The 19,325-nt window shown below is 42.1% G+C and carries 15 protein-coding genes; 3 read left to right on the top strand and 12 right to left on the bottom strand.

Annotated elements, in window-relative coordinates; genetic code table 11:
- Positions 1-11 precede the first annotated feature (11 nt).
- Positions 12-605 (top strand): HAD family hydrolase, encoded by a 594-nt coding sequence (locus tag L2672_RS00755; RefSeq protein ID WP_248993920.1) that lies wholly within the window; start codon positions 12-14, stop codon positions 603-605.
- Here the strand turns inward: L2672_RS00755 and L2672_RS00750 are convergent.
- Positions 602-1,273 carry a nitroreductase family protein gene (locus L2672_RS00750; RefSeq protein WP_248993919.1) on the bottom strand — a complete coding sequence of 224 codons (672 nt, stop codon included), beginning with the start codon at positions 1,271-1,273 and terminating at the stop codon, positions 602-604. The two genes, L2672_RS00755 and L2672_RS00750, sit on opposite strands and share 4 nt — an antisense overlap.
- A 180-nt stretch (positions 1,274-1,453) precedes the next feature.
- On the opposite strand from L2672_RS00750, the gene L2672_RS00745 reads away from it, so the two are divergent.
- Positions 1,454-2,125, top strand: a complete 672-nt coding sequence (locus L2672_RS00745; protein ID WP_248993918.1) for an NAD-dependent epimerase/dehydratase family protein — start codon at positions 1,454-1,456, stop codon at positions 2,123-2,125.
- A gap of 68 nt (positions 2,126-2,193) precedes the next feature.
- On the opposite strand, the gene nqrF is transcribed toward L2672_RS00745, so the two are convergent.
- The 9 genes from nqrF to L2672_RS00700 all read right to left on the bottom strand — a co-directional run bounded on the left by nqrF (position 2,194) and on the right by L2672_RS00700 (position 13,043).
- The gene (gene nqrF / locus L2672_RS00740; protein WP_248993917.1) at positions 2,194-3,411 is read right to left on the bottom strand and encodes an NADH:ubiquinone reductase (Na(+)-transporting) subunit F; all 1,218 of its coding nucleotides are present in this window, start codon (positions 3,409-3,411) and stop codon (positions 2,194-2,196) included.
- Positions 3,412-3,475: 64 nt separating this feature from the next.
- Positions 3,476-4,084 carry an NADH:ubiquinone reductase (Na(+)-transporting) subunit E gene (gene nqrE / locus L2672_RS00735; RefSeq protein WP_248993916.1) on the bottom strand — a complete coding sequence of 203 codons (609 nt, stop codon included), beginning with the start codon at positions 4,082-4,084 and terminating at the stop codon, positions 3,476-3,478.
- 2 nt (positions 4,085-4,086) lie between these two features.
- Positions 4,087-4,707: an NADH:ubiquinone reductase (Na(+)-transporting) subunit D gene (locus tag L2672_RS00730; RefSeq protein WP_248993915.1), complete on the bottom strand. Its 621-nt coding sequence runs from the start codon at positions 4,705-4,707 to the stop codon at positions 4,087-4,089.
- Positions 4,708-5,478: a Na(+)-translocating NADH-quinone reductase subunit C gene (locus tag L2672_RS00725; RefSeq protein WP_248993914.1), complete on the bottom strand. Its 771-nt coding sequence runs from the start codon at positions 5,476-5,478 to the stop codon at positions 4,708-4,710.
- Positions 5,468-6,682 carry an NADH:ubiquinone reductase (Na(+)-transporting) subunit B gene (locus L2672_RS00720; protein WP_248993913.1) on the bottom strand — a complete coding sequence of 405 codons (1,215 nt, stop codon included), beginning with the start codon at positions 6,680-6,682 and terminating at the stop codon, positions 5,468-5,470. The genes L2672_RS00725 and L2672_RS00720 overlap by 11 nt, the downstream gene beginning before the upstream one ends.
- On the bottom strand, positions 6,682-8,058 hold the full coding sequence (locus L2672_RS00715; RefSeq protein ID WP_248993912.1) for a Na(+)-translocating NADH-quinone reductase subunit A: 1,377 nt from the start codon (positions 8,056-8,058) through the stop codon (positions 6,682-6,684). Before L2672_RS00715 ends, L2672_RS00720 begins: the two co-directional genes overlap by 1 nt.
- A 266-nt stretch (positions 8,059-8,324) precedes the next feature.
- Complete coding sequence (gene cydC / locus L2672_RS00710) at positions 8,325-10,025, bottom strand: heme ABC transporter ATP-binding protein/permease CydC (RefSeq protein ID WP_248993911.1); 1,701 nt, start codon at positions 10,023-10,025, stop codon at positions 8,325-8,327.
- A complete protein-coding gene (cydD, locus tag L2672_RS00705) occupies positions 10,025-11,797 on the bottom strand; it encodes a heme ABC transporter permease/ATP-binding protein CydD (protein WP_248993910.1) in 1,773 nt (590 codons plus the stop codon). The genes cydC and cydD overlap by 1 nt, the downstream gene beginning before the upstream one ends.
- A 187-nt stretch (positions 11,798-11,984) precedes the next feature.
- Positions 11,985-13,043 carry a DUF3626 domain-containing protein gene (locus tag L2672_RS00700; RefSeq protein ID WP_248993909.1) on the bottom strand — a complete coding sequence of 353 codons (1,059 nt, stop codon included), beginning with the start codon at positions 13,041-13,043 and terminating at the stop codon, positions 11,985-11,987.
- A gap of 270 nt (positions 13,044-13,313) precedes the next feature.
- Here L2672_RS00700 and L2672_RS00695 point away from each other — a divergent pair, with 270 nt between their 5' ends.
- A complete protein-coding gene (locus L2672_RS00695) occupies positions 13,314-14,816 on the top strand; it encodes a DEAD/DEAH box helicase (protein WP_248993908.1) in 1,503 nt (500 codons plus the stop codon).
- Between the two features lie 242 nt (positions 14,817-15,058).
- Here the strand turns inward: L2672_RS00695 and L2672_RS00690 are convergent, their stop codons facing one another.
- On the bottom strand, positions 15,059-15,424 hold the full coding sequence (locus tag L2672_RS00690; RefSeq protein WP_248993907.1) for a hypothetical protein: 366 nt from the start codon (positions 15,422-15,424) through the stop codon (positions 15,059-15,061).
- 234 nt (positions 15,425-15,658) lie between these two features.
- Entirely contained in the window at positions 15,659-19,237 is a 3,579-nt protein-coding gene (locus L2672_RS17265) for a S8 family serine peptidase (RefSeq protein ID WP_275974898.1), read from the bottom strand.
- Positions 19,238-19,325 lie beyond the last annotated feature (88 nt).

Raw genomic sequence — 19,325 nt, 5'->3', positions numbered from 1 at the left:
GAATGAATAACATGATTCAAGGCATTATCTTTGATCTTGACGGCACTTTAGTTGAATCATCGCTCGATTTTCGAATGATTCGACAACAAATAGGCTGCCCTGATGATATTGATTTATTGGATTATGTCGCGGATTTGGATTGCCAGCATAAACAACAACAGGCTAATGATATCATTCTACAGCATGAAAATGATGACGCGGAGTCGGCTAAAAGTTTGCCGGGAATGCACGAGTTGCTCAATTTTCTTCAAAGAAAAAAGCTGCCCACAGCTATTGTTACCCGCAATAGTCAATTCGCCAGCGACACCAAGCTAAGCCAAAATAGCATTCCAATCACTACGGTATTAACCCGTGAGTGCTACCCGCCAAAGCCAGCACCAGATGCCTTAAATGCCATTGCACAACAATGGCAAATTCCAAATAAACACATTATGTATGTAGGCGATTATTTATACGATATTCAAGCCGCCAACAATGCCAATATGATTGCGTGTTTTATTAATCACGGCACTGAAACGTCTTACCAGCATACCGCTGACCTGATTGTCTCAAGCCTTGATGATTTACTGGCGGTACTAAAACGCTATATGAATAAAACGGCTTAAATAAAATCACAAATTTGGTCTAAAGGTTTTTTGTCCAATGCATGAGTAGGCACTGTCGCGCCTTCACTAGGGTACCCTGCAATAATCAGCATATACGGGCGCTCATTGTCATTATCACGACCACATATTTTAGACAAAAAACTCATCGGTTTTGGTGTATGAGTTAATGTAGCCAACCCAGAGTGGTGAAGAGCTTGAATCAAAAAGCCGGTAGCAATCCCCACAGATTCATGAACATAGTAATTATTTTTCTGCTCACCATCTTCAACTTGATGTTTTTGACTAAACACCGCAATTAACCAAGGCGCATGCTCTAAGTAAGGCTTGTTAGCATCAGTCCCTAAGGGTTTTAAAGCTGATAACCACTCTTCTCCAGCACGGCCAGCATAAAAAGCTTGCTCCAATGCTTCTGCTTGCTGCCTAATTTGTGCTTTTATTTCAGGGCTACTAATAGCCACAAAATGCCAAGGTTGATGATTAGCGCCATTAGGTGCTGTGCCCGCAGCCTGAATGCACTGTTCGATAATTTGCTGCGGCACTGGACGATCCGAAAAGTGTCGAATTGAATGTCGTCGCTTTACCTGCTGATAATTATCTTGTGCCCGTTGCAACATTTCATCTTGTGGGTATTCAATAAAATCGCTTAACGGTATATGAGACTCAGACATAATGATTCCTCAGTAAACGTGAATAAAATAATTCTAAACAGTTTTACTACAAATTAAAGACTTGGTTAGTTGACTATAATCTAAGTTAATTTACGTATAAATCGTAATTTTTAATCGGTGATTGCAACTCACCCAGTTACTGCTAAAGTGACTAATGAGCGACTTAACGAGGGATAAACAATGATTGCAGCAATAACCGGTGCAACAGGCTTGGTAGGGACACACTTACTCGAGTATTTGTTAGATAATGATCAGTACAAAAAAGTGTATGCGATAGGTCGTAATCCACCTCAGATTGCTGCTCATCATTACGGCATAGAAAAATTACAACTTATCACCTGCCAACTAGATGAAATTCATGAGCTAGTACTACCTGAAACAATCGACCATGGTTTTTGCTGTTTAGGTACCACTATAAAGCAAGCCGGTAGCCAGCAAGCTTTTATAGAAGTTGATCAACTGGCCGTTGTCGCCTTTGCTAAATTATTAACAGCACAGCAAAACCCAAATTTATTATTACAAGTGATCAGTGCATTAGATGCCAATTCAAACTCAAGCATTTTTTATAATCGGGTTAAAGGGCAAATGGAGCAAGCATTAACAGCACTTGCTATCCCGCAATTACAAATTTTTCGCCCCAGTTTATTACTGGGCAAACGCCAAGACAGTCGCCCTCTGGAAACTCTAGGCCAATGGTTATTTATGTTTACCGGGCTATTTTTTATTGGCCCACTACAAAAATTCAAACCCATTCAGGCCGATAAACTAGCTCAAACCATGTGTTACCAAGCTCAAAAAGCTCAGCAAGGCGTGGCTATTTTTGAAAACAAGGACTTACATCAACTAATATAATTATCTGATAATCGATATAAAAAAAGGGAAAGCTTAGGCTTTCCCTTTTAAGTTTTTAATAATTGAAATTAGTCACCAAAGTCATCTAACAAGATGTTTTCAGACTCGACGCCTAAACTTTCAAGCATACCAATCACTGAAGAGTTCATGATTGGAGGGCCACACATATAAAACTCACAATCTTCAGGCGCTTTGTGGTTTTTAAGATAGTTCTCATACAATACATTATGGATAAACCCAGTGTAGCCAGTCCAATTATCTTCCGGTAATGGATCTGACAATGCCACATGCCATTCAAAGTTTTCATTTTCAGCCGCTAAGGTATCAAAATCTTCTTTGTAGAATATTTCGCGAGTTGAACGTGCACCATACCAGAAGGTCATTTTACGCTTAGTTTTAACACTTTTAAGCTGATTAAAAATGTGCGAACGCATTGGTGCCATACCTGCACCACCACCCACAAAGACCATTTCAGCGTCAGTATCTTTGACAAAAAACTCACCAAATGGCCCTGAAATTGTCACCTTGTCACCGGCTTTCAAATTAAAGATATAAGATGACATTTTACCTGGTGGCAACCCTTGCTCTGGTGGCGTTGCAATACGCACATTCAGCATAATCTTACCCTTTTCATCAGGGTAGTTTGCCATTGAGTATGCACGTAACACGTCTTCATCCACTTTAGAAACTAAGTCAAATAAGCCATATTTTTCCCAGTCATCTCGATACTCTGCCGGAATATCAAAATCAGCATATTTAACTTCATGGGCTGGTGCTTCAATTTGAATATAACCACCGGCTTTAAAGAGAACTTCTTCACCATCCGGAATTTTAAGCAGCAGTTCTTTAATGAAGGTTGCTTGGTTATTATTAGAAATAACCTCACATTGCCACTTTTTCACACCAAAGATTTCTTCTTCAACTTCTAAATCCATATCAGTACGAACCGCAACCTGACAGGCTAACCGGCAGCCTTCTTTCGCTTCTTTCTTACTAATATGCTCAAGCTCGGTTGCTAAAATGTCGCCACCACCTGAGTTTACTTTTACTCGACACTGACCACAGGTTCCACCACCACCACAGGCTGATGGAATGAAGATATTCTTACTGGCTAATGCGCCTAAAAGCTTATCTCCTGCAGGAGTTGTCACGGCTAATGAGTCATCATCATTAATACTAATGGTCACATCGCCGGTGTTCACTAACTTACTTTTGGCGAATAAAATCACCATTACTAACAAGCTTACCACTATGGTAAACATGCCTATGCCAATTGCCATTTCCATTAAATGCACCTTCTTATTAATCTGTCACTTTGTGGTAAGGTTTTCATCATGTTATGAAAGCTCCTTACAAGGTGATACCAGCAAAAGACATAAAACCTAATGCCATCAAGCCAGTCGTAATAAAGGTAATTCCAATGCCTTGTAGGCCTTCTGGAATCGCATTAAATTTCATTCGTTCACGTAGTCCGGCCAATAACACAATGGCCATTGCCCACCCCACTGCACTACCTGCGGCAAATACGGTTGACTCTACTAACGAATAATCTCGGTTTGCCATAAAAATAACCCCTGCAAAAATAGCGCAGTTCACGGTTAGAAGTGGCAAGAAGATCCCCAATGTTTGATGTAATGTTGGAATGTAGCGCTCTAAAAACATTTCCAAAATTTGCACGAGTGCAGCAATCACACCAATAAAGGTAATCAGCTGTAAATAACTAATATTTAAATCAGCCATACCAGCCCATGCTAGCGCGCCAGGCGCCAGTACATTGACATAAATAAGCTGATTAATCGGCACGGCAATCATCATTACAACAATAACCGCAATCCCTAAGCCAAAGGCTGTCGACACCTTTTTAGACACCGCCAAAAAGGTACACATGCCCAAGAAGAACGACAGCGCCATATTGTCGATAAACGCGGCTTGGATAAATAAGTTGATATAGTGTTCCATGTTTATCCTCGCTTACGCTGAATCACATTAATGGCCCAAATCATCACGCCAATTAAAAAGAACGCACTGGGTGGTAAAGTGAACATTTCATTTGGTAAGTACCAACCACCATTTGCAACTGTGGTGAATATTTCATGGCCAAATAAACTGCCTCGCCCGAATAATTCACGAACAAAGGCCACCCCTAGTAGAATCACGCCGTAACCTAGTGAGTTCCCCACGGCATCAACTAATGCTAAATGCGGTGGATATTTCATAGCAAAGGCTTCAGCGCGTCCCATGATGATACAGTTGGTGATAATTAAGCTCACAAATACCGACAGCTGCTTAGATAACTCATAAGCCACATCTTGCAGCACCATATCAACAATAATCACCAAAGAGGCAATCACCGTCATTTGAGCAATAATCCGCACACTGTTTGGAATAAAGTGGCGTATGGTTGAAATAATCAGGTTAGAAAACACCAATACAAAGGTCACCGCTAGGGTCATAACCAATGCGGTTTGCATTGAGTTACTTACCGCTAACGCTGAACACACACCCAGCACCTGCATTGCTACAGGGTTATTGGCAAAAATGGGCGTGCTTAAAATCGCTTTTGTTGAAGTAGGATTACTCATTTACTTCACCTCCGCTTTAGCATAATGGGTTAAGAAGGTTTGATATCCTTCTGCACCAAACCAAAACACCACAGCTTTTTGAATGCCTAAACCGGTACGGGTTGCACCTGATACGCCATCAACACCATGAATATCACCCGCTTTGGCGCCGCCTTTAACCACTTTAATGGCTACGTTGCCTTTGTCGTCAAATAGCTGCTTACCTTTCCACAATGCATTCCACTCTGGTTCAGTCACAAAATCAGCAATACCTGGGGTTTCACCATGCTCATAAAACACAATATTATTAATGGTGTTTAAGTCAGGCTCTACGGCTAAATAACCATAAATCATCGACCATAACCCTTTACCGTAAACCGGCATCACTAGGCTAGACAATTGGCCGTTTTCATCCCTAACCTCAAACATGCGTATATTATCCGCACGGGTTTTAATCTTAGCGATGTCTTTTTTAGGCTTGCTTGATGTTTCTGGGTTAATCGCTGCCATGCGCTCGTCGAAGTCGAGAATATTCTCTTGCTCAACAAACTCACCAGACTCAAGATTCACCAATCTTGGGGTCACACGATTTGAGAATATTTCTCTAAAGTTGCTTGTGTCATAGTCAATCGACGCGGCTTTCAATACAAACTGTTGTACTTCATCGCGCTTTTTAACCAACTTTCTTTCTTTTAAAATTTCCGCTGTGCCGGTAATCATAAAAGAACATACAAGACTTAAAATAATGATGAAAACCATGGTTCCCATCACTGAATCTTTTTTAAAGGCCATGGCGTTTTAGTCTCCGCTTGATGTTGGCTCGCGCTACCATGTAGTCGAACAACGGCGCCCATAAATTGGCAAACAAAATAGCTAGCATGATGCCTTCTGGCAATTTGACATTAAGGACTCGAATCAAAATGGTCATAAAGCCAATTAACGCACCGTAAGCAAACTTAGCTTTGCGGGTATAAGATGCGGTTACGGGGTCAGTTGCCATAAACATCATCCCCAGTGCAAAACCACCGGTCACTAAATGCCAAGTCCACGGCATGGTTGCCATTGCATTTTTAGCAGGGCCAAAATAATTGAAGATAATGGCTGTAACCACCATACCGGCAAACACACCAGCAACCACGCGCCAGTCTGCCACACGGGTCATTAGCAATATCCCACCACCGAGTAAAATGGCAAAGGTACTAGTTTCCCCTACAGAGCCAACAGTAAAGCCCCAAAACGCATCCCACCATAATGGGTCACTTAATGCGCCTATCCAGCTAACATCTGCAAAAGACAATTTATTGGTTGCCGCTAACCCTAAGGTGGTTGCGCCGGAATAACCGTCTACCGCAACAAACTGACCAATAGCCGCCACTTCGGTTGGGTAAGCAAAGTAGATAAAGGCGTAACCCGCCAAAGCTGGGTTTAAGAAGTTATACCCCATGCCACCAAACATTTCTTTGGCAACAATCACCCCGAATGTTAACCCTAGGGCTAAAATCCATAACGGTGTTGAGATAGGTAAAATAAGCGAAAACAGTAGGGCTGTAATGAAAAAGCCTTCATGTAATTCTTGGCCTCGCATGCGCGAGAAAATCACTTCCCAAGCCAAATTGACAATCAAAGCCGTCAAATAAAATGGCACATAAAAACAAGCACCATAAGCCAGCAGGCTAATAAAGCCAGAATCGGCCGTTAAGCTTGGAAATAGTAAATTGAATAACGCGGTTTGCCAGGTATCAGCAGCGGTTGCGCCGTCAACAATGGCTAACTGGGCTTGTAAACCCAAGTTATACATACCAAAAAATAATGCAGGTAATAAGCACATCCCCACAATATGCATGGTACGTTTTACGTCAATAGCGTCACGTACGTGAACTTGACCTTTTGTACTACGACCATGGGCAATCCATAATGAGCGTAAATATTTACGCATGGAGTCACCATGTTGATAATACTTATCTTGGGCCGTTGGTTTTTTAATAGGCTTACTCATTAACCTTCCCTCTCGATAATATCTAGGCAAGCACGTAACTCTTTACCAAAATCATACTTTCCGGGGCAAACAAAGGTACATAACGCCAAATCTTCTTCGTCCAGTTCAAGTGCACCCAATAATTGAGCTTCATCGGTATCTCTAACCACTAAGTCACGAATAAGTAACGTCGGTAGAATATCCAACGGCATCACTCTGGCTAATTGACCAAAAGCCATCATGGCTCGCTGAGAGCCTCCCGCATGGGTAGTAAAATCAAACAACTTTTTGGTACGGCTGAAACCAGACATCATAATGCCGGTTAAGCTGAATTTGGTTTTATCCTTTCTCACCCAAGGTAATAACTTGTGCTGACTGTCTTCTGACAACACACAAATTTGATTATGAAAACGGCCTAAATAGTCATAAACCTCAGACGCGGTATGGCCATTCAACACACTGCCTGACACTACTCGAGAGTGAATATCTTTAATATTACCCTCAACAATTGGGCTCAATTTAGCCCCCATTTGAGTGCGAATAAGCTTAGGTTCAAGCACATTGGGGCCCGAAAATGCCACTACTCTGTCGGTATATAGCTCACCATTAAGGAATAGTTTTCCGTAAGCAATAACGTCTTGATAGCCTAAATGCCAGACAGGTCTTTCAAGACTTGCTGGAAGTAAGAAATGAATATGGGTTCCCACTAAACCACAGGGGTGAACACCATTAAACTGATGCACCGAAACGCGCGAAAGTTTTTTGGCTGCATCAGCACTTAATAAGCTGTCTTGGTCATCTTGGCAAAGATAAACTTGCCCTTCGGTTAACTGACTAAGCACCTGCAAACCCGCTTCAAATGCTGGCATTTGTTCAGCAATCACAAGGCGAGGGTCTGCTGCTAAAGGATTAGTGTCAATTGCAGTAACAAAAATACCCGCTGGAATCGCATCCAATTGAGGCACGCGTGAAAATGGTCGAGTTCTTAGTGCTGTCCATAAACCGCTATCAACTAAATTGTCGATAACTTGCTGCCGAGTAAGTGAAGATAAGTCTTCATACTTTGCAAACGTTTTAGACTGTTGCTGCTCATCACAATCAATAATGACCGCTTGTAAGACACGCTTTTCACCGCGTTTTACCGCAGCAACAACGCCACTTGCAGGCGCAGTAAACTGAACGCCAGGGGTTTTCTTGTCTTCAAACAGCGCTTGCCCTTTGACGACATGATCACCTTCTTCCACTAACATTGTAGGTTTTAGGCCTACATATTCTTCACCGAGTAAAGCAACTTGCGTTGCTTTTTGGCCATCAAAAATTTGCTGGACGGGCTCTCCCATAATTGGGATATCCAAACCACGCTTGATGGTTATAACTTGCTTTGCAACACTTGCCATTAGCATCACCATACTAGAAAAACGATAGGTAATTTTAAATCTTTGTTAACGAGAATATACCGACAAAGATCACACTAATGAGGTATTCTGTAAGAATAAAACGAAAAAAAGCACCAACAACGTGAGTATGCTCACCAAAACACAGCTAAAAATGCACTTTTACAACACAATAAAACATTGAATGCAAAGGCTAATTTAGCTAAAACTAATTCCAATAAAGATAAACTTTCCGGCTTAGCATTTGATTACATTTACATTATTGGCTATTACCCTTCAGAACGACTTTCCACAAGTTGACCATTAACCATATGATAAATAGCATCCATTTCAGTTAATAACGTGGTGCGGTGGCTGATCATCAGCAAGGTTTTATCCTGTGAGAAATCAAATAACGTCGCTAAAATTTCACGCTCGGTTTGTTTATCTAACCCTTCTGTCGGCTCATCCAAAAGGAGTAGCGGTGAATCACGAAGTAACGCACGTGCCACGCCAATTCGGCGTTGCTCACCACCAGATAATTGGCGTCCGCCTTCACCCATCCACAGCCTTAACGGTTTGTCGCCTTCAAGCAAATGCCCAAGCCCCACCTGTTGTAACACTGACATTATCCGCTCATCATGAGCGGTCACTTTTTCACCCTCAACATAAGGCAGTGCAATCCGTAAATTGTCTCTTAGGGTGCCATTAAATAAATGCACTCTTTGACTGACTACAGAAATAGCTGAACGTAAACTGGCCTCGTTATAATGTTTAATATCTACTGAATCAAGCTGAATTGTGCCTGACTGAGCTTGCCATTCACGGGTAATTAAGCTCAGCAAACTCGACTTACCACAGCCGGTTTTACCCAAAATAGCCACTTTTTGTCCTGCAGCTATATTCAGGTTAACCCCTTTAAGAATAGGCTGATTTTCATGATAGCCAAAATGCACTTGGTTAAGTGTTAATGCCCCACTTTTAGCCTTAGTAGTTTTATTTGCATCAAATGCAATTGCAGGAGTTTGATTGGTAATAGCACTGACACGTTTGGCCGCTAATACGGTGCTAGATAAGTGCTGGAACGCCCCTGCAATAGGCATCATCATTTCTAAACAGGCCATAGTTGCAAATACCACCATAGCAAATAATGCCCCTGGGGGATTAGCCGACCCCACCGCTGTGGCGGCAAAATACAACATAAGCAAGACAATAATACCGTTAGTTAACACTAGCAAGGCTTGGCTTAAACCGGTAATTTTAGCCATGTTAATTTGGCTATTAAAAAACACTTGTTGTTGCTGATATAACTTGCCGAGATAACGCTGATTAGCGGCAAACAAACTTAACTCCGCTTGCCCCTGAATCACATCTAAAAGCTGCACTCTAAATGCTTGCTTTGTTTGAACTAAATTTTCACCTGGTTGTTTACCTAAGCGATAGAAAATAGTTGGGAAAACAATCAACATCACTAGTAAAAATCCGCATAACATCAATGCTAAAGCCGGGTCAAAAAAGCTTATAAACACATAAAGCGCTAAAATAGTGAGTACACTGGCACTGATTGGAATAATTAACCGTAAATACAGGTGATCTAGGGTATCAATATCGGCCACTAAACGATTCAATAAATCGCCTTTGCGCAAGCCTGCTAAGTTGGCAGCATTTAAAGGAAGCAGCTTTTTCCACACCCACACACGTAACTCTGTGAGTAGCTTAAAGGTTGCTTCATGGGTTGTAAGCCTTTCACCGTATCGGCTTGCAGTACGGGCGATAGAGAAAAACCTCACCCCACCAGCAGGCGTAAAAAAGTTAAATGCTTGGGCAGTAACTAAGGTTATGCCAGCAATGGCGGTGGCCGACAAAAACCATCCTGACAATGACAACAAACCAATACCAGCCAATAGCGTGGTAAAACTAAGCAGCAAGCCCAGCATCATCATTAACCATTGGCGTTTAAACAGCTTTAAAAAAGGCAGTAGCACTTTCATTAGCGAACCTCCTTCTGTAATAGCTGACAAAAATGCCCATTGGCACTGACTAATTCAGCGTAACGACCTTGCTCAATTAATTGGCCTTTGTCGATAACTAATATATTGTCGGCATGGGTTAACTCATCCGTTTTATGGGTCACCATAATGGCTGTTTTCCCCATTGCGGCCTGAGATAAAGACTGCATCACCGCATTGGCGCTTTGTTCATCTAAACTGGCAGTGGGCTCATCAAGAATATAAATACTGGCTTGCTGACCTAATGCTCTGGCTAACGCAATACGTTGAGCTTGCCCCACTGAAATTCCCGCAGATTGATCACTAATCATGCCATTTAACCCTTGGGGATGTTGGCTAACAAAGTCAGCAATTTGTGCTTGTTGCAATAAATCCATCATCTGCTGTTCACTCATTTGTGGGTTACCTAACGCCACATTTTCAGCAAAGGTGCCATGAAATAGTTGTGGGTCTTGCCCCAACCAAGCTAAGTGCTGCCGCCAATAGGCAATGTCTATCGACTCAAACGCTTGGCCATTAATTAACAGCTCACCTTTAAAGGGTAAAAACCCCAGCAAGGCTTGAATTAAACTGGTTTTACCGGCACCGCTAGTGCCCACAATAGCGACATGTTGCCCAGCTTTGATATCAAACGAAATCGGCCCTAATAAACAGGTTCCGCTTCTGGTCATAACTGTAAAATCAATGGCTTTAATGCTAACGGCAGATAAGTCTATAGCACTGTTTTTAGTTGAATTTTGAGCAGCATCGTTATCAGGTTCAGGATATTCCAGTAACTCAACCAATGACTCCGCCGCACCAATAGCTTGTGCTTTAGCGTGATAATGGGTGCCTAAATCTCTTAAAGGTTGATAAAACTCTGGTGCAAGAATCAACACGAACATGCCGGTAAATAAACTAATTCCGAGTCCGTAGTGGCCAAAATCGAGGTGATGAAGGTAACTAAAACCAAAATAAACCGCTAATACAGCAATGGATAATGCGGCAAAAAACTCTAATACGGCAGAGCTTAAAAACGCCAAGCGCAGCACCGACATGGTTCGGCTTCTAAAATCTTCTGAAGCTTGATGAATTTGTTTAATTTCCGCTTCAGCACGATTAAACAGTTTTAACGTACTCAGCCCTTGTATGCGATCCATAAAATGGCCACTTAAACGACTTAACGCAGTGAAGTTTTTACGGTTAGCGTCAGCAGCGCCCATACCCACCAAAATCATAAATAACGGGATAAGTGGAGCCGTTGCTAATAACACTAAGCCCGCCGCCCAATTTAGTGGAAACACCACCACTAAAATCAGTAAGGGAATAAACCCGGCCAAAATCATTTGTGGTAAATATTTACTGTAAAAGTCGTGTAGGTCTTCAACTTGTTCAAGCACAATGCTTGCCCATGCTCCCGCAGGTTTACCCTTAATAAAAGCTGGGCCTAATTTCACCAGCTTATTCATCACTGCAGCGCGAATATCTTCCCGTAAACGTCGGCCTGCTTCAAAACTAAAACGCTCACGCCAATAAGCAATAACAGATCTTGCGGCTAACATGACGGCTAAACCGATAAAAAATTCCATCAGTTGTGCAGGCGTTTGTTGCACCATAATCACACCATGCAGAATATTGGCAATACAATACGCTTGCCCCACAATCGCAATACCATTAAGCACTCCCAAAAGGGTGGCTAGTTTAAGGAAATATCCGCAGGAAGATTGCTGACTTTTAAGCCATTTTGTTAATGACTTTTCTAACGACTTATCCATGAAGCTCCAAACAGATTAATGCAGGCGTGAACTACAAATAACATCAGATATAAAAATATGGCGGCAGTATCGCAGCAGTTCGCTTCCTATTACAGTTATTCACAAAATAATGTTAACTACCGCACACTTTACCAGTAGCTAAAGTAGATCCGCCGTCAAAAGCCATTCAAAACTCAAGCCTATATAGTTATACGGGCTCACCGTATTTCACCAAAACATGCCATAGCAGTTTTAAATCTTGTAATCGTTTAGCTTGTGATGACCGTTCGCTCCAACTAACAGGTTGTTGCACCAAAGTGGTCGCCGCATGACCAATAATGGCGGCATTTAATTGATTATTTTGCGCAATAGCTCGCGCTAAAATAGGCATTTGTGGTCCTCTAAAATCGCTAGGAACCGCGTTACAATCTAAATGTAATCCATTATGCCAAACTAACTGAACCTGGTATTGTTGGCATAACTGCTCGATTTGTTCACCAATAACACTTGATTTAAAGCTCGGATCAGCCACCAGCATTTCAATATCATCATCTAAAGAGACCTCGCCATGAATTTGCGCCTCAATATAATGATCTAAATTATGACTTGGTGAGCGCGAAAAACGCGCGCTAAGTGACTGCGGTAAATCTGACAATAAATATGACACGAGGCGGCTAGGTTTTAGCCCTTGAACACCCAACGCATACTGGCGTTCAAAACTTTCACTTAATAAAGCCGCTAATATGCCATCAAAACATTGAATAGTGCCTTTGTCTTTTGGCAGCCGGTATGAATCTAAGTAGCTAAAAGTACAACGTGATAACACATTGGGAAACGTTAAAAAATAGCAGCTTCCAAAACGAGGCGCTGGCCCCAATGGGCACAGCCCTAAATCTAATGCACCATATTTAGGACGTAACTTGACCCCTGAATAACACTGACCAAACAATTGATTTTCCCAATGGTCACGTGGCCCTCCCAACTCAGGAGACAACTGTCCATTAGAAATATGGGTTTCAAACTGGCTTTTATACACGCCATCTTTTATAAGCCCGTTAATAACGGATATGCCTCTACTGTCCAGTCTGTCAGGGTGAAAATGCAAAGCGACCCTGCCATGGTGGGTAAGTTGCAACATAGCTTGTTGTAAGGATTGAGTAGAAATGTCAGACATCTGCAAGATGTTTTTAATTAATGCATGGGCGGGATCACGCAGCTGCAGTGCGATCTTTTCAATATGGGATAGTGCAGCAAATTTTGATGTCATAAACTGCCTTGTATTCGGTTGTTTGCTTTATCACAAACAGCCCAAGTTAACTTGAAAGATCCAGTGAAAAATTATGCCTTTATACTGCAACAAGTAATTTATTGTATGCAATATTTATCATATTAGCACTGAACATGAACACTTTTTCACTAATTACATCTAATCCATTTAGATAGCACTTAATCGCCTTTTCAGGTAAGCTGCACGCCCGCCATTAATTGGCCACCTATTTATATTTAGCAACTCAGGTTGTTAATTGAGATCTTATCTATGAGTTTTGAAAACCTAGGACTAAGTGCTGCAATTTTAAAAGCAGTTGCCAAACAAGGTTATGACACCCCTTCACCGATTCAAGCCCAAGCAATTCCAGCCGTGTTACAGCAAAAAGATGTCATGGCAGCCGCCCAAACGGGTACAGGCAAAACGGCAGGATTTACCTTACCTATACTTGAATTGTTAACTCATGGAAAACCTGCAAAACGCAGCCAAGTTAGAGCCTTGGTACTGACCCCAACACGAGAGCTTGCGGCACAGGTACAAGACAGTGTTGCCACATACGGTAGCCAATTACCGCTTAAATCTGCGGTAGTATTTGGCGGAGTATCTATTCAACCTCAATTAGCTGCACTTAAAACCGGTATTGATATTTTAGTGGCCACCCCAGGCCGTTTATTAGACCTTTACCAGCAACGCGCCATTAGTTTTGATGCTTTAGAAATATTAGTACTGGATGAAGCCGATCGCATGTTAGACATGGGCTTTATTAGAGACATCAAAAAAATTCTTGCACTGCTACCTGAAAAGCGTCAAAACCTGATGTTTTCAGCCACGTTTTCTACTGAAATCCGTGAGCTAGCAAAAGGGTTAGTTAATAACCCAGTAGAAATTTCGGTAACCCCAAGAAACAGTACCGCCAATAGTGTTGACCAAAGTATTTATACCATTGATAAAACACGAAAATCGGCTGGTTTAATTGAATTAATCAAGCGTAATAACTGGCACCAAGTATTGGTTTTTTCACGCACAAAACATGGCGCTAACCGCTTAGCCAAAAATTTAGATGCTGCCGGTATTTCAGCGGTTGCCATTCACGGTAATAAAAGCCAAACAGCCAGAACCAATGCCCTTGCAAGCTTTAAACAAGGCAAATCACAAGTGATGGTGGCTACCGATATTGCCGCACGTGGTATTGATATTGATCAATTGCCATTTGTAGTTAACTTTGACTTACCCCAAGTACCCGAAGATTACGTTCACCGCATAGGCCGAACAGGCCGTGCTGGGGCAACTGGCCAAGCGGTATCTTTGGTGAGTGAAGAAGAAAGTAAATTATTACGTGAAATTGAAAAGCTCATTCAACGTAAAATTACTCGCAATACATTGTCAGGGTTTGAAGCCAGCTTTTCACTGGCTGACACGCAATTTAATGCACCTAGTAAACCCAATTCACGTGCTAATCCACGCAGTAAATCACGTGGTAATTCAGGCAACAACAATCAAGCCTCAAAGCCACGTAGTAAACAACAAACTCAAGCAGGCGAAAAAACCAATGACCGCCCACCAAGACGCAAAAAAGAACTGGTTGATTTAGGCCCCAAATTTGCTAACAGAGCTCAGACGAATAAAGACAGCACTAAAGATGGTGTTCAATCTGATAAAGCTCAAAACAGACACAAAAAACCTAACACCAAAAAACCAGCAGCCCCGTCGCAAGCTAAAAGCGAAAAGTTTGACCCTTATGCAAAGGCAAAGCAAAAATTTAGCAATAAATAAATTCATTAAGAATATACCCAATAAGCTCTAATAAAATTGAGCCTACGAGAAAAGGCAGATTCCGGCACAAAAGCGTTACCGGAATGACGGTTGGTCACCCTTGAGATCTTTTATCAAGGGTCTGCTTTGGCTTATTGAAGCATTAAAAGAAGATTCCGGCTCAAAAGCATTACCGGAATGACGGTTGGTCACCCTCGAGATCTTTTATCGAGGGTCTGCTTTGGCTTGTTAACGCCCTCACACTATTGTGTAGAAATAGTAATCCGTTCTTGGTTCGACAAGCGTACTTCTACCCCATCAACCGTGGTGATTTTGGTGGCTTTAATGTCTTTTTTACGCACTTGATATTGCGCCGATATTGCATCTATTGGAGAGGTGATTTCTACTGTGACCACTTGATTTTCATCATATATTGTCCAGCCCCAATACAAGGCTGTAGCTAACAATGAAACAGCAATTACGCTAGATATCATCAGTCGATTAAACAAGGGGGTGGATGATTGTTCTTTAATGATTTGAGCCGTTTTACTTTCAGGCTTGCGGCCTCTTTTTAGATAAAATGAAGCACCGATAATCACTAATAACGTGACCAAAATTTTCGTAAGCACGTTTTATTCCCACTGTAGCCGTTTCAACTTTTTGTATTGTACAGTAAATGGGTAAAAAGTCTGTGATAAGTCCAGCAGAGATTTGCCGACTAAGACCTGTATTCAGCATGAACCATCAGCATAAAAAAGGGGCAGACTACCTTGTCTGCCCCAAAGAATCACTGTGTGACTCTAGCTATCATTATAATTATGTGGGTCTATGCAATCACATATTTAGCATCTAGCTATACTAAATTATTGCGCAAGCTTAACTTGACGACGCATTCCAGCTAACGCTAACACCGCTAACCAAACAAACCCTAAGCTACCGCCACCACTGTCTTTTTCTGGCTCTGGAGCTGGCGGAGGTACGACTACTGGGGCCTCTGCCACTACAATGTTAAATTGCGTTGTCACGGTAAACTCACCATCTGTAGCGCTAACAACAATTGTTGATGTGCCTGCTTGAGTAATCGTACCGCTTAATACATTGTCAGCTAAGGTCAGTTCATCGTTTCCTGTGAATGTCAGCGTTAGCGGATCATTTTCAGGGTCAGTGAAGACTTCTGATAAATTAACGCTTACTGAGACATTACCTTCACTATTTAGCTCAGTATTGATATCAGCAATTGGGTTAGCAACAACTGGAGGCTCATTAGGAATCACCTCTTGTGGCGCTAGTCCCTCTACTTTTAACAAGGTTCCACCAATATTACGCTTCAAGTTTTCTTTAGTACCTAACTCAAATAAACCGTAATAGACTTCGCCTTCTTCTAGTGCTAATAACTGTTCCTTGTCGTCAAGGTAACCATTTACCGTTACCGTCACATCGAACTCTTCATCTTGAGCAACCGCTGACGGAGCATCTGTTGTGAAGCTTTCTTCATAGGTGTACGCAATATGTGTGGTACGAATGGTAACGTCATCGGCTTCATCTTCCACCGTGCCGCGGTAGTTATGGGCAAATATCCAATAGTTACCAGAGGTTGGTGTTTCGATAATACAACGCTCATTGGAGTCTTCATTACCACTAATACATACGAGTGAGTAATGCACCTCTACAGCACTAGGCTTACCATCACCATCTTCATCAATACCCACAAACAAGTCCATGTCAGGTGAGGTTGATTCTGAAATTTCAACAATTAAACGCTTGGTATAAGGTTTAACCACTGTTGTAGTGATGAACAGCGTATCGTGATACATCCAAGGCGAATTACGCTCAGCATCATTAGATGAGCCAATTGCGGTGCCTTGGGCAGATACTGATTTATATAAACCAAAGCCTTTTGCTTGTAATGCATCTGAACCTGAAGAAACAATACCTTCAATTTTTAAGGTGTTATCCACGTTGTCTAGTTTTGCATTAACTTCTGCAGGCATTTCACCGGCTTTAAAGCCAATGGTTGCTTGCAGGTGAGTATCACTCATATTGCTATCAGCATTTTTCAGCATCACATAACCGTGTACCCACTCGTCTGCCAAGTCGATGTTAGCTCTAGCTGTAATGGTTAAGGTTTGTGATTGACCCGCTGCTAAACTAAAGCTGCTTGGAGAAACCTCTAACGTGAAACCAGGGTTTAGGTATTCATAGTCAGCAGTCCAGCTACTAGCTTGAGTTGCTGTAACAACACGAGTGAAAGTGCAGTTTGAAATACAGTTCTGCATTACCATTGACGTGGTGTTTAGCTTACTTGGGTCACCACCATCTTGGGGAGAAACCGCTAAATATTCCTCTTCAGTAATATCCAGTAGTAAACCGGCTTTAACCGCATCATTGACACGAATACTGCCTGCACCTTGGTCAAAGAAATCTGAACGCAGTTTATTCCCTGAGAAATCATCATCCTTGTAAGTGGTTTTATAAGCCGTTGACATAACTGCTGACTGCACTTGCGCAGGAGTCCAACTTGGGTGCACTGAAGAAATAAGTGCTAATGCCCCAGCCACATGAGGACTAGCCATTGAGGTGCCAGAGTAAGTCACATATGGAATATGACCTGCACCTTCTGCAAATGGCTTTTCTTCTGCGTGTGCTGCATAAATATCAACACCAGGAGCCGCAATATCTGGCGCAAAAATATTAGGGAATGGATAGTTAGGTCCACGAGAGGTGAACACCCCTGCTATATCGCCTAATTCAGGATCAGTTGTTAAATCTGACGCACCAATGGTAGCGGTGTGGTCGCTGCCTGCTGATAACCATTCAACCACCTTTTCACCGTCTTCAGTAGACAAGTGAATAGCGGGTAATAAGTGAGTATCTGCATTTAAGCTTTCAACGCCGTCTGCTGCAGTGTTAATTAAAATTAACCCGCCAGCGCCACCTTCTAATACATTTAATCCTTTACGAACACGGGCAATATCACCACGTTCACACACCACAATTTCACCGTTAAAAGTATCCGCGGCAAAAGGTTGTAAACACTTAGCATCATCATAGTCAGCCGCTAAAACAACTTTGCCGGTATAAGCGGCGGTTGCACCTTTACCTGTTAAATCAGATGGTAATGTTTCACCACCACTAAAACCTGAAAGGGTTTTATCAGTGAATGCACGGTCATGGCTGTATGCTGCAACAGTAGTAATCCACGGTGAGTTACCTGGAGCGCCAATAGTTTCAGCTTCTGGGCCTGCGTTACCTGCAGATGTTGCCACATGGATTCCGGCAGTACGTGCATTCAAGAAGGCTAAGGCATCAGATGCGCCCCAAGGGTCACGCGCAGAACCACCAACAGAATAGTTAAGTACATTGACGCCCTTTTCAATAGCATGTTCAATGGCCAACACGGTTAATTCTGGATAACAAGAACCGTTATAATCACATACTTGGTAAGACACGATATTGGCATGAGGGGCAACACCACTGATATCGTCAAATGAGAAACTACTTGGGCCTGAAACCGTGCCCTCGTCATCCTCTACGGCCATATAAAAAGGCACATTTTTAACAATATTACCGGCTGCAGTTGACGCAACATGGCTGCCGTGGCCATTAAAGTCATAACCTACTTTTAGTTTATCGTCGATATCATCATAAATATCTTCAACCACATTTGGTCGTGCATTGACAATATCTGGGTAACTAACAATACCAATTAGCTTGTTATTACAATATTTTGGGAAGTCAATACAGTCGCCAAGGTAGTTACCTTCGCCTAATGGATTAATATGTTTATAACCATCGCCACCCACTTCAGCAAACGACGGATGTAATGCATTAATACCACTATCAATAATACCTACAATAACGCCTTCACCTTTGGTTGCTACACCGCCGCTGGTGCCACTCCAAACGTCTTTCGAACCAATAAATTGTGGGCCAGATGAAGTGTGCAACTGGTGTAATCCAATGGCATCAACACCCGCTACGTTAGGGTCTTTGGCAATAAGCTTTGCTTCAGATTCAGTTAATTCAACAGCAACCGCATTCAGCACCACTTTATAATTATGCTTAGGTTTTAAGGTGCGATTCACTTTTTGACTCAGTGACGCCGTAATCGATTGTTGCTTTTGTTCTAAGTAGCGCGAGTAGTTAATACTGGCACTCGATTGTAAATTTAATACTCCAGAACCAGTTTTGTTTTGATTGTTCGTTGTCTGGATATGTGTTGCAGCTAAGCCTTCAACACCACCACGATAGCTGGCGACAGGCTCATCTTTAAAGCGTACAAAGTACATATTATCTGTACGGGTTTTATTATTATGAATTTGCTTAATTTTTTCTTTGCCCGGTATAACAGTGTTAACAGGTACAGCATCATCAGCAAATAACGGGGCATGCATTGCTGAAACAGTTAACCCTAGAACCAAACTGATACGACTTAATTTCATTTTGATGTCCTTAGAGAATTGCGAGTCTGAGGTTAAAGAGGTCAACATTGTATTTTAACCCCAAACTCAAATAGAAAAGGGAAAACCC

The organism is Shewanella gaetbuli (assembly GCF_023284065.1).
GTDB lineage: Bacteria > Pseudomonadota > Gammaproteobacteria > Enterobacterales > Shewanellaceae > Shewanella > Shewanella gaetbuli.
Note: the sequence above shows the minus strand (reverse complement) of the source record. Positions and strands in the feature narration are given on the sequence as shown.